At 72.9% G+C, this 13,882-nt stretch carries 10 protein-coding genes and 1 other RNA gene; 8 read left to right on the forward strand and 3 right to left on the reverse strand.

The window, feature by feature from the left end:
• Positions 1–37: 37 nt before the first annotated feature.
• Entirely contained in the window at positions 38–3,223 is a 3,186-nt protein-coding gene (locus tag QMF80_RS01595) for an FHA domain-containing protein (RefSeq protein WP_283448842.1), read from the reverse strand.
• Between the two features lie 425 nt (positions 3,224–3,648).
• Between QMF80_RS01595 and QMF80_RS01600 the strand changes: the two genes are divergently transcribed.
• Both QMF80_RS01600 and QMF80_RS01605 read left to right on the forward strand, forming a co-directional pair.
• Complete coding sequence (locus QMF80_RS01600; RefSeq protein WP_283448843.1) at positions 3,649–5,376, forward strand: serine/threonine-protein kinase; 1,728 nt, start codon at positions 3,649–3,651, stop codon at positions 5,374–5,376.
• Between the two features lie 169 nt (positions 5,377–5,545).
• A complete protein-coding gene (locus QMF80_RS01605; protein ID WP_283448844.1) occupies positions 5,546–6,805 on the forward strand; it encodes a serine/threonine-protein kinase in 1,260 nt (419 codons plus the stop codon).
• A 139-nt stretch (positions 6,806–6,944) separates the two neighbouring features.
• Here the strand turns inward: QMF80_RS01605 and QMF80_RS01610 are convergent, their stop codons facing one another.
• Entirely contained in the window at positions 6,945–7,958 is a 1,014-nt protein-coding gene (locus tag QMF80_RS01610) for an isopenicillin N synthase family dioxygenase (protein WP_283448845.1), read from the reverse strand.
• Positions 7,959–8,283: 325 nt separating this feature from the next.
• Between QMF80_RS01610 and prfB the strand changes: the two genes are divergently transcribed.
• Positions 8,284–9,393: a peptide chain release factor 2 gene (prfB, locus tag QMF80_RS01615; protein ID WP_283448846.1), complete on the forward strand. Its 1,110-nt coding sequence runs from the start codon at positions 8,284–8,286 to the stop codon at positions 9,391–9,393.
• Positions 9,394–9,466: 73 nt separating this feature from the next.
• Here prfB and QMF80_RS01620 read toward each other — a convergent pair whose 3' ends face one another.
• A complete protein-coding gene (locus QMF80_RS01620) occupies positions 9,467–9,661 on the reverse strand; it encodes a hypothetical protein (RefSeq protein ID WP_283448847.1) in 195 nt (64 codons plus the stop codon).
• Between the two features lie 225 nt (positions 9,662–9,886).
• Between QMF80_RS01620 and ftsE the strand changes: the two genes are divergently transcribed.
• The 5 genes from ftsE to ssrA all read left to right on the forward strand — a co-directional run bounded on the left by ftsE (position 9,887) and on the right by ssrA (position 13,830).
• Positions 9,887–10,576: a cell division ATP-binding protein FtsE gene (gene ftsE / locus QMF80_RS01625; RefSeq protein ID WP_283448848.1), complete on the forward strand. Its 690-nt coding sequence runs from the start codon at positions 9,887–9,889 to the stop codon at positions 10,574–10,576.
• A 58-nt stretch (positions 10,577–10,634) separates the two neighbouring features.
• Positions 10,635–11,558 (forward strand): permease-like cell division protein FtsX, encoded by a 924-nt coding sequence (ftsX, locus tag QMF80_RS01630; RefSeq protein WP_283448849.1) that lies wholly within the window; start codon positions 10,635–10,637, stop codon positions 11,556–11,558.
• Positions 11,559–11,625: 67 nt separating this feature from the next.
• The gene (locus QMF80_RS01635; protein WP_283448850.1) at positions 11,626–12,834 is read left to right on the forward strand and encodes a S41 family peptidase; all 1,209 of its coding nucleotides are present in this window, start codon (positions 11,626–11,628) and stop codon (positions 12,832–12,834) included.
• A gap of 18 nt (positions 12,835–12,852) precedes the next feature.
• Positions 12,853–13,338 (forward strand): SsrA-binding protein SmpB, encoded by a 486-nt coding sequence (smpB, locus tag QMF80_RS01640; RefSeq protein ID WP_283448851.1) that lies wholly within the window; start codon positions 12,853–12,855, stop codon positions 13,336–13,338.
• Between the two features lie 103 nt (positions 13,339–13,441).
• Positions 13,442–13,830: a transfer-messenger RNA gene (gene ssrA / locus QMF80_RS01645) on the forward strand.
• The last annotated feature ends 52 nt before the right edge of the window (positions 13,831–13,882 follow it).

The raw sequence follows: 13,882 nt of genomic DNA on the forward strand, positions 1-13,882 counted from the left end.
GACCGCTACCCAGCGTCGAGGGCGGGATCAGTGGGGCTCAGGGGGCGGGCGGAAAGAGTACGGGCGTGGCCGAGACCAGGTGGGAGGCCCGGTCCAGGGCGCTGGCCAGCAGCGCGAGGTCGGTCGGACCATTGCCCAGCTCGCGCACCGGACGGCGCGCGGGTGGATCACCCATCCGCTCCCACTCCACCGGAACCACAGTGGGTCTCTGGGTCGCCGTCCGCGGGATCCGGCCGGTCACCCGGCCCGCCTGGAACGGCACCGGCCGCCCGTCGGTGTGCCGCAGCAGCCCGCGACCGGGCCCCGGCTGGTCCGGCGCGTCCAGCTCCACCCGCAGCGTGGCCAGCCGGGCCAGCTCGGTGTCGGCAGTACGGTCCGGCCGGGCGCTGGTCGCCACCAGGTGGACGCCGAGCCGCGCGCCCTCCCGGGCCACCGCCTCCAGCGCGCGCACCACCGAACCCGCCGAGGGGCGGCCCGTACTGCCCAGGGCGGGCGCGACGAGCGCGTCGAAGTCGTCCACCAGCACCACCAGCCGGGGCAGCGGACTGGGCCCCGGAGCGTCGGTGCGGGGGGCGGCCGAACGCAGCCGCAGCGTGCCCGAGCGCAGGGGCTCCAGATCGCCGCGCAGCTCGCCCGTGCTGGGGCGGCGCGGCGCGACCATCCGGTCCGCGACCTCATGCCGCGCGTGCCACTCCGTGAACGGAACCCCGGCCAGCAGCTCGTGACGGCGCTTGAGTTCGGCGCCGAGGGCCTGCGCGAACTCCCGCATGCGCAGCGGATCGGAGGCCACCAAGTGCGCGCAGACGTGCGGCAGTTCGGTGCAGGGGAGCAGCCCGTCACCGCGCTCGCCCCCCGCCCCGTCCAGGAGCACCAGCCCGAGCCGGTCCGGCCGGGCGGCGGCGGACAGGGACGCGGCGACCGACCGCAGCAGCTCCGTGCGCCCGCTGCCCGCCGGGCCCTCGATCAGCAGGTGCGGGCCGTCGGTGACCAGCTCGGCCCCGACCGGGCCGCGCCGTCCGCTGCCGAGGACGATCTCCGCGTGCCCGCCGACGCCCTGCCCCTGGTCGGTGGCCGCCGCCCAACGGGCCATCAGGGAGGCCGGGGTGGCCCGGGCCAGCCCCAGTTCGTCCAGCAGGCGGGCGGTCGCGGGCAGGGTCGCGGTGGCCGGACGCACCGGTTCGGTGACCGCGCCCTCGGTGCGCAGCGGGGCCAGGGCGCGGGCGAAGCGCTCCGCCCAGGCGCTGGAGACCGCGTCGGCGACGGAGGTCTCCCCGGGGGTCACCGGTCGGCCCCCGCTGACGGTGAAACTCCGTACGGTCGTGGCCACATCGCCGCTGAGCAGGCCCACGGCGCCGCAGTCCCGGAAGGCCGGGGCGAGCGCGCAGGCCGCCCGGTAGGTCTCGTCCACCGGCGAGGCCGGGGTGGCGGCCGGTGCGTCGGCGAGGGCCAGTACGTGGATCCCGGCGGCCGGACCGTGCGAGGCGAGGCGGCCGGTGACGTCGCGCAGCTGGCCGGGGCCGGGATCGCCGTCGACGACGACCAGGGTGAAGGGACCGGCGTACGAACGGGCGGCGGCGGCCACGGCCTCGTGGCCCGCGGCGGCCCAACCGGCCCCGAGCGGGCTGTCGTCGAGGCGCCGGGTCAGCTCGCCGGTCCGGGCGGTCGCCTGGTCGCGGTCGTACGCGAGCAGCAGGCGGCAGTCCTGGCCGTGCGCGGGCCGGGTGTGCGGGAGCCAGCCGAGCCAGCCCCAGTCGGCGCGCCGCTCGGCCAGCGGACGGGCCCGGTCCGCGGCGACCAGCACGATCTCCAGCACGGCGGGGGAGTGCAGGGCGGCCAGCTGGGCGACCACGGACCGGGCCACTCCGGTCAGCCGGGCGCGGGGGCCTGCCAGGCCGAGGGCCCCGGCGGTGCGCAGCGCGACCCGGCTGCCCGCGCCGAGGCCGACCACGAGGTGCTCGGGGTGGGCGGGGCCGCGGCCCCAGAGCCGGGCGGTGGGGCCGAGCGCGGCCAGCAGCAGCGTGGCGGGGTCGTCGGGCCCGGGGACGGCGCCCGGCGGCACGGGCGGGGCGGCGGCCGAGGAGCCGGCCCCGTCCTCCTCCTCGCGGCCGACCCACTTGCGGGCCCACGCCCCTATCCCGCGTCGGCGGCCGGCTCCGGCTCCGGATTCGGGTCCGGATTCGGGTCCGGTCGCGGGTCCGGATCCCGGGCCGTTCCCGGGGGCGGTTCTGGCCCGGGTCCCGCCCGGGGGCGTCCCGTTCCCCGTGCCGGAACCGGCGTACGGGTCGGCGTAGGGGTCCAGGTACGGGGCGGAGCGGGGCGCGGCGTGCGGGGCGCCGGCGCCGGACGCGTGGGCGCCCGTATCCGGTCCGCCCGCGGCGGGCCAGGAGGTCGCTCGGTGGCCGGAATCCGACCCCGGGGCGATGGGGCCGGTGTGCGGGGGCCGCGGTCCGGCGGTGTGCTGCCCGGCGCTCGGGGCGCCCGGGGCGGCGTAAGGCGGGGACCCCTGCGCGTGGGGGTCCGTACCGGGGGCGCCCGCGGCGGGCCAGGAAGGGGCGGGGTGGCCGGATTCCGAGCGGGCGAGCGGGAGGGTCAGGTGGCCCTCCAGATCGGGGGTCAGCGGGAGCGGGGCCGCGGCCGGGCCCGCCAGGCGCAGGGTGGATTCGCCGATCCGCAGCAGTGCGCCGGGCGCGAGGGGGACCGGGGTGCCGGTGACGGCCACGCCGTCCAGCGCCGTGCCGTTCGTCGAATCGAGGTCGGCCACCGTCACCCGGCCGTCCTCCGTCACCGTCACCGCGCAGTGCGCCCGTGACACGTCCGGGTCGTCCAGCGGCACGTCCGCGTCCGCCGAGCGCCCGATCCGGATCGATCCGGGGTGCAGCAGGTGCACCCCGCCCGCGTCGGGACCCGCCGCCACGTGCAGCTGGGGCGCGCCGAGGCCCTCCTCGAGCCCGGGCGACACGTCCGGCACGGGTGTGTGCAGCGCCAGTACGGCCCCGTCGACCAGTGGTGGCTCACCCAGCACCCGGCGTTGCGGATCGAGCCGCTCCGCCCCGGCGTAGAGCACGACGGCGCCCCCCGTGTCGGGGCCCGCGACGGTCGCCGCCAGCCCCGAGGCCACCGCGGCCAGGGGGGTGCCGACGGGCGCCGTGACGAGCACGTCGCAGGTCGCGGACGCGATCTGGTGGCCGCTGCGCGGCCCGAGGACGGTCAGCCGGATCTGCATCGCCGTCAGCGGTCCCTTCTGCGCGGTGCGCGCTGCGTGCGCCCGGCAGGGAACAGACGGGACATGACTGCCCGTTCACCCCCGCCCGGCACGGACGCGTCGTCCGGTCAGGTCATCCGGAAGGCGGGGCTCCCGACCCCGCCGACTCCGTACGGGTGCATCCTCGCACCTGTCACCGACAACACGCCCGGCACCCGGGCACAAGTGATCTTGATCGGTCGCCGCCGGGTCCACTCCCCGTACAGATACGGACAGCAACCCGCGGAAAATCGCCATGGGCATACCCCGCAAATGTCACTCTTCGTATATATGTACGGCAACCATCGTCGGTCGCCCAGCGTCTTCCCCGGGGACACCGCCTAGAGTGGGTCGGAAAAACGCTCGGAAGAACGCAGCCAGAACACCACAGCAGGGGAGCGCGAGACGTGCGGCCAGTCGGCAGCAAGTACCTGCTCGAGGAGCCGCTCGGACGCGGCGCCACGGGCACCGTCTGGCGTGCCCGCCAGCGTGAGGCGGCGGGCGCCGAGGCGGCGGTCGCGGGCCAGCCCGGCGAGACCGTGGCGATCAAGGTCCTCAAGGAGGAGCTGGCGCACGACCCCGACGTCGTCATGCGCTTCCTGCGGGAGCGCTCCGTCCTGCTGCGCCTGACCCACCCCAACATCGTGCGGACCCGCGACCTCGTCGTCGAGGGCGATCTGCTCGCCCTCGTCATGGACCTGATCGACGGTCCCGACCTGCACAAATACCTCCGCGAGAACGGGCCCTTCACCCCGGTCGCCGCGAGCCTGCTGACCGCCCAGATCGCGGACGCGCTCGCCGCCAGCCATGCCGACGGCGTGGTCCACCGCGACCTCAAGCCCGCCAACGTCCTGCTCGACGAGCGCGACGGCCAGATGCGCCCGATGCTCACCGACTTCGGCATCGCGCGGCTGGCCGACTCCCCGGGCCTCACCCGCACCCACGAGTTCGTCGGCACGCCCGCCTACGTCGCCCCCGAGTCCGCCGAGGGCCGCCCGCAGACCTCCGCGGTCGACATCTACGGCGCGGGCATCCTGATGTACGAGCTGGTCACCGGCCGTCCGCCGTTCGCGGGCGGGACCGCGCTGGAGGTCCTGCACCGCCACCTCAGCGAGGAGCCGCAGCGCCCCTCGACCCTGCCCGAGCCGCTGTGGACGGTCATCGAGCGCTGCCTGAGCAAGGAGCCGGACCACCGGCCCAGCGCCGTGAACCTGGCCCGCGCCCTGCGCGTGGTCGCCGCGGGCATCGGCGTGCACTCCTCCTCCGCCGAGGTCGAGGCCGCCCTCGGCGTCGGTGCGCTGCTCGCGCCCGACCCCTCGCCCGCGCCGGTCCCGCAGACCCCCGGAGCCGCGGACCCGACCCAGGTGCTGCCGGGGCACATGGGCTCGCCCATGGGTGCCTACGATCCCCACGCGGCCACCAGCGTCATGCAGTCCATGCCGCCCGCTCCGCAGCACTCCCCCGGCGCCGACCCGACCTCGGTCATGCCGCCCGTGCAGCAGCCGGACCAGCCGCACCCGTGGCAGTCGCAGATGCAGGCCGCCCGGGACCGCAACGAGCAGACCCAGGTCCAGTACCTCGACCCGGCCCAGGACCCCCTGCGGCGCCGACCGCAGCGCCAGGCGCCCTCGCCGCAGCAGTACCAGCAGCCGCAACAGCCCCAGCAGTACCAGCAGGGCCCGCCGCAGCACTACCAGCAGCCTCAGCAGCCCGGGCAGTACCGGCAGTCGCCCCCGCCGCAGCAGTACCAGCAGCCGCAGCAGTACCAGCAGCGGCCCCCGCAGCAGCAGCCCCAGCACTACGCGCCGCAACAGCAGCAGCCCCAGCAGCCCCAGCAGCACCAGCCGAGGCAGCCCCAGCAGCAGCCCGCCCAGCGCGAGCCGCGCGAACCCCGCGAGCCGCGCCGCCGCAGCAGCAACCCGATGCGGATCCCGGGGCTGGGCTGCCTCAAGGGCTGCCTGTTCACCATCGTCCTGCTCTTCGTCGCGGGCTGGCTGGTCTGGGAACTGACGCCCCTCCAGGAGTGGGTGGGCACCGGCAAGGGCTGGTGGGACCAGGTCTGGTCCTGGGGCACGAGCATCACCAACTGGATCGGCGACCTCGGCGGCAGCGGTGGTGGCGGGAGCACCGGCTGACGGGCCGACAGAACGGCCCGGTAGCGGTGAGTTCGTGGATTTGTCGACTTCTGGGGCGTGATTTCGCCCGCAGAAGTGAAGGTCGCCACGAATTGAGGCCCCTGCTGGCCTCCAACCCCCATTCGGCCGCGTAGCTTTGGTGCGTACGCCAGCCGCTGAGGGAGCAGTCGTGGCACGGAAGATCGGCAGCCGGTACACCGCGCACCAGATCCTTGGGCGCGGCAGCGCGGGCACGGTATGGCTCGGCGAGGGGCCCGACGGCCCCGTCGCCGTCAAGCTGCTCCGTGAGGACCTCGCGTCCGACCAGGAGCTGGTGGGACGGTTCGTCCAGGAGCGCAGCGCGCTGCTCGGACTGGAGCACCCCCATGTCGTCTCGGTCCGCGACCTCGTCGTGGACGGCAACGACCTCGCACTCGTCATGGACCTCGTCCGCGGCACCGACCTGCGCACCCGGCTCGACCGGGAGCGGCGGCTGGCCCCGGAGGCGGCCGTCGCGATCGTCGCCGACGTCGCCGACGCGCTCGCCGCCGCGCACGCGGCCGGGGTGGTGCACCGCGACGTCAAGCCGGAGAACGTCCTGCTCGACATGCAGGGCGAGATCGGCCCGGGCGGTGCGCACCCGGCGCTGCTCACCGACTTCGGCGTGGCCAAGCTGATCGACTCCCCGCGCCGGGCCGGACCCGCGCCCGGCGGCGTCCGGGCCACCGCGCCGACCACGCGGATCATCGGCACCCCCGACTACCTCGCCCCCGAGATCGTCGAGGGTCTGCCGCCGCGGGCCGCGGTGGACATATACGCGCTGGCCACCGTGCTGTACGAGCTGCTCGCCGGGTTCACGCCCTTCGGGGGCGGGCACCCGGGGGCGGTGCTGCGGCGGCACGTCACCGAGACGGTGGTGCCCCTGCCGGGGATCCCCGACGAACTGTGGCAACTGATGGTCCAGTGCCTGGCCAAGGCGCCCGCCTCGCGGCTGCGGGCCTCCGAACTCTCCGCCCGGCTGCGGGACCTGCTGCCGCTGCTGGCCGGGATGCCGCCGCTTGACGTGGACGAGCCGGACGACCTGGAAGCGGTGCCGCCCGAGCGGACCGCCGTGGAGGAGACCCCGGCGGTACCGGCGCGGCGGCGGGGCGTGGTGCCGCTGGTTCCGGGGTCGGCGACGGACTCGAACCGGGACACGCACACCTCGATGCGGGTGCCCGGGCCGGAGGAACTGGCGGGCGGTGCGCTCGGGACGGCCCGGGTGCCGAGGCCTGCCGGGGGGCACCGGCCGGGGGCGGCGCGGCACCGTGCCGACACCGTGCGCAAGCGCAGGCTGATGCTGTCCGCGGCCGGGGTGCTGCTGGTGGCGGCCGTCTCCGTCGGCGGCTACCTCGCGGCGTCCGACGACGCCCCGCCCCCGCCGGGCACGAAGCGCTCGGCAACGCCGTAGCCCTTGCCGGTACGGAATCCAGCCTCGCCGGCGGGGAGGCGGCCCTTTCAACGCCGACGGGGCTGAAAGGGCCGCCCCGAGGCGCCGACGGGGCTGAACACGACGCCTCAGGCGCCGGCGGGGCCGGAGAGGGCCCGGGTCACGGCGTCAGCAGGGCGGGGTGCCAGCGGCGCGCCACGGCGGGGTGGGCGCGGACCCAGCCCTTGAGCTCGTTGCGCCCGTACTCCGCGTGCAGCGGGTTCGACGCGTCCCGCATCAGGCCCGGCGCCGAGCGCAGGTAGTCCCCGGGGACGGTGTCGACGACCGCGTCCAGCCGCGGGTTGTAGAAGAACGGCACCGAGTACCGTTCCACCGCCCCCGGCGGGCTCACCACCCGGTGGTCGGTGGCGCGCAGGTACCCCCGCGTCGCGATCTCCAGCAGCTCGCCCAGGTTGACCACGAACGCCCCCGGCAGCGGCGGCACGTCCAGGTAGCCCTCCCCGCGCCGGACCTGGAGGCCGCCCACCGCGTCCTGGAGCAGCAGGGTCAGGAAGCCGTAGTCCTTGTGCGCGCCCACGCCCTGGTCGGTGCCGGAGGGCGCCGAGCCGGGGTAGCGGATCAGCTTCGTGTGCAGGTGCGGCCGGTCCGCGAAGGCCGCGTCGAAGAAGTCCGCCGGGGCCCCGATCGAGGCCAGCAGCTCCTGGAGCAGCCGGTGGGCCACCGCGGCGAGCCGGGACTGCCAGTCCAGGACCACGCCCCGCAGCTCCGGCAGGGCGGCGGGCCACTGGTTGGGCCCCTCCAGCCACAGGTACGCCGGGTCCCCGGGCCCCACCGGCGGCGCGGGGCGTTCCGCGCCGACGTCCAGCTGGTCGCGCCAGTCGGAGGCGCCGCCGGTCAGCTCGTGGCCGATCCGGGTGTAGCCGCGGAAGTGCGGCGAGTTCAGATTGCTCACGGCCAGCCGGTCGGCCTCGGGGAGCGCGAAGAAGGCCCGGGTCAGCTCCAGGACGCGGGCGGTCTCGGCGGCGCCGACCCCGTGCCCGGTCAGGTGCAGGAACCCGGTGTCGCGGGCGGCGGCGTGCAGTTCCGCACGGAAACCGGCCCGCTCGGCCGGGTCGTCGGCCCGGGACAGGTCCAGGACGGGAAGAGAGGTCAGAGAAGGGTGCGCGGACGGCATGACGGCTCCGTTTCGGATGTCACGGGGTCCTGTTCCCCAAGGGTGGCGGGGACGGCGGTCGGGGAGGGGCCGCAGGCAGGGGTGGCGCCGGGGGCCGCGTGAGCCGCGTACAGGACCGAAGGGCGAATCGAGCAGCTGGGAACTCAGGCTGTGGTTCGGTCCGGCGGCCGACAGCTCGTCGTCGTGACACGCATGTAGTCCACATGGCGGCGGATCACGAGCGAAACAGTCATGCGATGAGCGTACGCCCGTGCGGAGGCCCGGTCGTAGAGGTGTATTCGGCCTGGCCGGACGGGGCCGTCCGGGGACCGGCTACGCTGGACCCGTGGCAGTCGTCGATGTTTCCGAAGAGCTGAAGTCCCTCTCCTCGACCATGGGGTCGATCGAGGCCGTCCTGGACCTCGACAAGTTGAGGGCGGCGATCGCCGTGCTCGAGGAGCAGGCCGCCGCGCCGTCCCTGTGGGACGACCCGGAGGCCGCCCAGAAGATCACGAGCAAGCTTTCCCACCTCCAGGCCGAGGTCCGCAAGACCGAGAACCTGCGCGGCCGGATCGACGACCTCGAAGTCCTGTTCGATCTCGCCCAGGAGATGGACGACGCGGACACCCTCGCCGAGGCCGAGACCGAGCTGGTCTCGGTCCGCAAGGCCCTGGCCGAGATGGAAGTCCGTACGCTCCTGTCCGGCGAGTACTCCGAGCGCGAGGCCCTCGTCAACATCCGGGCCGAGGCCGGCGGCGTGGACGCCTCCGACTTCGCCGAGCGCCTCCAGCGCATGTACCTGCGCTGGGCCGAGCGGCACGGCTACCCGACCGAGGTCTACGAAACCTCGTACGCCGAAGAGGCGGGCATCAAGTCGACCACCTTCGTGGTCAAGGCCCCGTACGCCTACGGCACCCTTTCGGTGGAGCAGGGCACCCACCGCCTCGTGCGGATCTCGCCCTTCGACAACCAGGGCCGCCGCCAGACCTCCTTCGCGGGTGTCGAGGTGCTGCCGGTCGTCGAGACCAGCGACCACGTCGAGATCGACGAGACCGAGCTGCGCGTGGACGTGTACCGCGCCTCGGGCCCCGGCGGCCAGGGCGTCAACACCACCGACTCGGCGGTGCGCATCACGCACCTGCCGACCGGCATCGTCGTCTCCTGCCAGAACGAGCGCTCGCAGATCCAGAACAAGGCCAGCGCGATGAACGTCCTCCAGGCCAAGCTGCTGGAGCGGCGCCGCCAGGAGGAGAAGGACAAGATGGACGCCCTCAAGGACGGCGGAAGCTCCTGGGGCAACCAGATGCGCTCCTACGTCCTGCACCCGTACCAGATGGTCAAGGACCTGCGGACGGAGTTCGAGGTCGGCAATCCGCAGGCGGTGCTCGACGGCGAGATCGACGGCTTCCTGGAGGCCGGGATCCGCTGGCGCAAGCAGCAGGAGCAGGCTTCGTAGCCTCCCCCCGAACAGCGAAGAAGCCCGGATCCCTCGCGAGGGGTCCGGGCTTCTTCGATCGGTACGTGTGGCGCTACGCGGCCTGGTGAGCCACCAGCGCGAGCGCTGCCACGAGCACCACCATGAGCGCGATCAGCGTCATGGGGTTGAGGTTGGCGAAGGGGCGGTCCTCCTGCTGGAGGCGCTCCCTGTTCGCCCGGCACACCGGGCAGCGGCCCTGACTGACGGGCGCGGCGCAGTTCGCGCACACGAGCCGGTCATATGTCATGCGCTCTCCTCCTCTCGTCCCCATGTACAACGGCGGCGGGAACGAGTCCGTTCCCCTTACCACTGTGCCAGCTCGCGCGACATTCGGCGCGGCCCGTCCGGGCAAACGCGATCCCGGCTCTGCCGCACCACGGGATATAACGGACAACTCCGGATGCCGGGTCCCTAGCCCGCGCCCGTTCGCGTATGGTCACGCTCACCTACTCCCGGCGACCGTGGTGCACCCGTGATCCGATTCGACAGTGTGTCCAAGTACTACCCGAAGCAGAGCCAGCCCGCACTCAGGGACGTGTCCCTGGAGATCGTCAAGGGTGAGTTCGTCTTCCTGGTCGGCTCCTCCGGCTCCGGCAAGTCCACCTTCCTGCGGCTGATACTGCGCGAGGAGCGGGCCAGCCAGGGTCAGGTGCACGTCCTGGGCAAGGACCTCGCCAGACTCTCCAACTGGAAGGTCCCGCACATGCGGCGCCAGCTGGGGACCGTCTTCCAGGACTTCCGGCTGCTTCCCAACAAGACGGTCGCGGAGAACGTGGCCTTCGCGCAGGAAGTCATCGGCAAACCGCGCGGCGAGATCCGCAAGGCCGTCCCCCAGGTGCTGGAGCTGGTCGGTCTGGGCGGCAAAGAGGGCCGCATGCCCGGCGAGCTGTCCGGCGGTGAGCAGCAGCGCGTGGCCATCGCCCGCGCCTTCGTCAACCGCCCGGCACTGCTGATCGCGGACGAGCCGACCGGCAACCTCGACCCGTCGACCTCCGTCGGGATCATGAAGCTGCTGGACCGGATCAACCGGACCGGCACCACCGTGATCATGGCGACGCACGACCAGCAGATCGTCGACCAGATGCGCAAGCGCGTCATCGAACTCGAACAGGGCCGTCTCGTGCGCGACCAGTCGCGCGGCGTCTACGGCTACCAGCACTGAAGCCGGCCCCGAAGCCGGCACTGAAACGCCAGCACTGAAGCAGCACTGAAAGGACGCCATGCGCGCCCAGTTCGTCATGTCCGAGATCGGCGTGGGCCTCCGCCGCAATCTCACCATGACCTTCGCGGTCATCATTTCCGTGGCCCTGTCGCTGGCCCTGTTCGGTGGCTCCCTGCTCATGCGCGACCAGGTGAGCCAGATGAAGGGCTACTGGTACGACAAGGTCAACGTCTCGATCTACCTCTGCAACAAGAACGACGCCGAGGCGAGCGGGGGCGCCTCCTGCGCCAAGGGCGCGGTGACCGCGGAGCAGAAGAAGCAGATCGAGGCCGACCTCAAGAAGATGGACCTGGTCGAGACCGTCGCGTACGAGTCCTCCGACGAGGCCTACAAGCACTACAAGCAGCAGTTCGGGCACACCGCGCTCGCCGCCTCCATCACCCCGGACCAGATGCCCGAGTCCTTCCGCGTGAAGCTGAAGAACCCGGAGAAGTACAAGGTCATCACCACCGCCTTCGCCGGGCGGGACGGGGTCCAGTCGGTCGAGGACCAGCGGACCGTCCTGGACAACCTCTTCCGGCTGCTCGGCTACCTCAATGTGGCCGCCCTCGGGATCATGTTGATCATGCTGGTGGTGGCGCTGCTGCTGATCGTCAACACGGTGCGCGTCTCCGCCTTCAGCCGTCGGCGGGAGACCGGGATCATGCGGCTGGTGGGCGCTTCCAGCTTCTACATCCAGGTGCCGTTCATCATGGAGGCCGCCTTCGCCGGCCTGATCGGCGCGGTGCTGGCCTGCGGGATGCTGGCCTCCGGCCAGTACTTCGTGATCGACCACGGCGCGGGGCTGCGGCAGAAGATGGAGCTGATCAATTTCATCGGCTGGGACGCGGTGCTCACCAAGCTGCCGTTGGTACTGGTCATCGGTCTGCTGATGCCCTCGCTCGCGGCGTTCGTCGCCTTGCGCAAGTACCTGAAGGTGTGACGAGTGCCCCGTGGGCGGTGCGGCCAACCCGCCGTGCCGGCCCGGGGCTTGTCCTAGACTCGGCGCCATGCCGGGCCGCCCCGTCTCCTCCTCTCTCTGTCCACGGCCCCGCGACCTCCGTCGCGGGGCCGCTCTGACGTTGGCGCTGCTCGGAGCCCTCGGCGGGCTCGGGAGCGCGGTGGGCTCCGGGTACCGGCCGGGCGACCCGGGCGCCGGTGGACGGGCGTCCGCGGCCCTCGCCCGTACGGAGACCCCCGCGCCCGGGGCCACCCGGCCGGGAACCGCCGACCGGGACGCCGTCGCCCGGGCCGCGGCCGAGGCCGTCGCCGAGGGCAAGTCCGCCAAGAACGCCGCCCAGGACGTGGTGAGCCGCAGCGGCGACCGCTGGGGCGTGGTCTACGACCAGGGCGAGTACGCCTCCTTCGAGGACGACCTCGACGGCCGCTACACCGGGGTCGGGCTCTGGGCCGAGCGGGCTCCCGACGGCCGGATCCAGGTGTCCCGGGTCCAGCCCGGCGGCCCCGCGGCGCTGGCCGGACTGCGCGCCGGGGACCGGCTGACCCGGGTCGACGACGCGCCCGTGACCGGGCTGGCCGTGGCCCAGGTCGTGGCCCGGCTGCGCGGCGGCGCCGGGACCGCGGTGACCCTGGAGGTGGAGCGGGCCGGGGCGGCCCTCACCGCGACCGTGCGCCGGGCCCGGGTGAACACCGAGGCCGTGACGGTACGGCAGCTGGCCGAGGGGGTGGTGGTCATCAAGGTGGCCTCCTTCACCCGGGGCTCGGGCGAGCGGGTCCGGGAGGCGGTCCGCGCGGCCCCTTCCGGCGCCGGGGTGCTGCTGGACCTGCGCGGGAACCCCGGGGGCCTGGTCACCGAGGCGGTGACGGCCGCCTCCGCGTTCCTGGACGGCGGGCTGGTGGCGACGTACGACGTGCGAGGCGCCCAGCGCGCCCTGTACGCGGACCGGGGCGGGGACACCGCCCGACCGCTGGTCGCGCTGGTCGACGGCGGCACGATGAGCGCGGCAGAGCTGGTCACCGGCGCCCTCCAGGACCGGGGCCGGGCCGTGACGGTCGGCAGCCACACCTTCGGCAAGGGTTCGGTGCAGATGCCGACGGAGCTGGCGGACGGTTCGGTGGCCGAGCTGACGGTGGGTACGTACCGCACGCCCGCGGGCCGCAGCCTGGACGGGCGGGGCATCGTCCCGGACCTGACGGCCGACGAGCGCGTCGAGGAACGGGCCCGTCAGGTATTGGGTGGCCTCGGGGTGGGTCCATAGTGCGAAAATGACCGCACTATGGCTAAGGAAACAGGGCGCAAGCTGATCGCCCAGAACAAGAAGGCACGGCACGACTACACGATCATCGACACCTACGAGTGCGGTCTCGTGCTCACGGGTACCGAGGTCAAGTCCCTGCGCCAGGGACGCGCCTCGCTGGTGGACGGCTTCGTGTCGGTGGAGAGCGGCGAGGCCTGGCTCTACAACGTGCACGTGCCGGAGTACAGCCAGGGCACCTGGACCAACCACAGCGCCCGCCGCAAGCGCAAGCTCCTCATGCACCGCGAGGAGATCAACAAGCTGGACTCGAAGACCGGCGAGACGGGCAACACGATCGTGCCGCTCTCGCTGTACTTCAAGGACGGCCGGGCCAAGGTCGAGATCGCGCTCGCGAAGGGCAAGAAGGAGTACGACAAGCGCCAGTCGCTGCGGGAGCAGCAGGACACGCGCGAGACGAACCGGGTGATCTCGGCCGTGAAGCGCAAGGAGCGCGGTCAGCTGTAATCTCCTGGCATCCCGTGGTCCACTTCGCGTACCATGGGGTCAAGCACCTCCCCGGTGGGGGCGTGCGTCTTGAGCGGTACCCAATTGAATAGCGTGTCAACATGGGGATGATCGGTTTCGACAGCGGATGTCGATGCAGGGGAAGCGAGCCGAGGAAGCGGCAATGATCTCGTTAACCACCTGTCGCAAAAAATAATCGCCAATTCCAACAGCGATAACTCCCGCTTCTCCCTCGCTGCCTAATAACAGCGAACTGAAGCCTCTGTGAGGAGCGTCAGCCCGGGAGTGGTCCCGGCCCGGATCCTGGCGTCACTAAGGGATCTAAACCTCTAGCCCCGGTCACGGGGGTTTGAGGGAAACCAAACAGTGACTGAGCCCGTCGGAGACTTGTCCGTGTGATCTCCGGGGCCGAGAAAAGCGCAGCGGAATGCGCTCGGAGAAGCCCTGCTTCTGCACCGTTGGACGCGGGTTCGATTCCCGCCATCTCCACCACCCCATGTGGCCCCTGGCCCGGCGAGTACCTCGCCGGGCCAGGGGCTTTTTG

The sequence above is a fragment of the Streptomyces sp. G-G2 genome, assembly GCF_030063135.1.
In the GTDB taxonomy this organism is placed as follows: Bacteria; Actinomycetota; Actinomycetes; order Streptomycetales; family Streptomycetaceae; genus Streptomyces.

Coding starts and splice junctions, on each gene's coding strand:
- QMF80_RS01620 (WP_283448847.1), bottom strand. CDS start 9,661: ATGACATATGACCGGCTCGTGTGCGCGAACTGCGCCGCGCCCGTCAGT.
- QMF80_RS01635 (WP_283448850.1), top strand. CDS start 11,626: ATGCCGGGCCGCCCCGTCTCCTCCTCTCTCTGTCCACGGCCCCGCGAC.
- smpB (WP_283448851.1), top strand. CDS start 12,853: ATGGCTAAGGAAACAGGGCGCAAGCTGATCGCCCAGAACAAGAAGGCA.
- ftsX (WP_283448849.1), top strand. CDS start 10,635: ATGCGCGCCCAGTTCGTCATGTCCGAGATCGGCGTGGGCCTCCGCCGC.
- QMF80_RS01595 (WP_283448842.1), bottom strand. CDS start 3,223: ATGCAGATCCGGCTGACCGTCCTCGGGCCGCGCAGCGGCCACCAGATC.
- QMF80_RS01610 (WP_283448845.1), bottom strand. CDS start 7,958: ATGCCGTCCGCGCACCCTTCTCTGACCTCTCTTCCCGTCCTGGACCTG.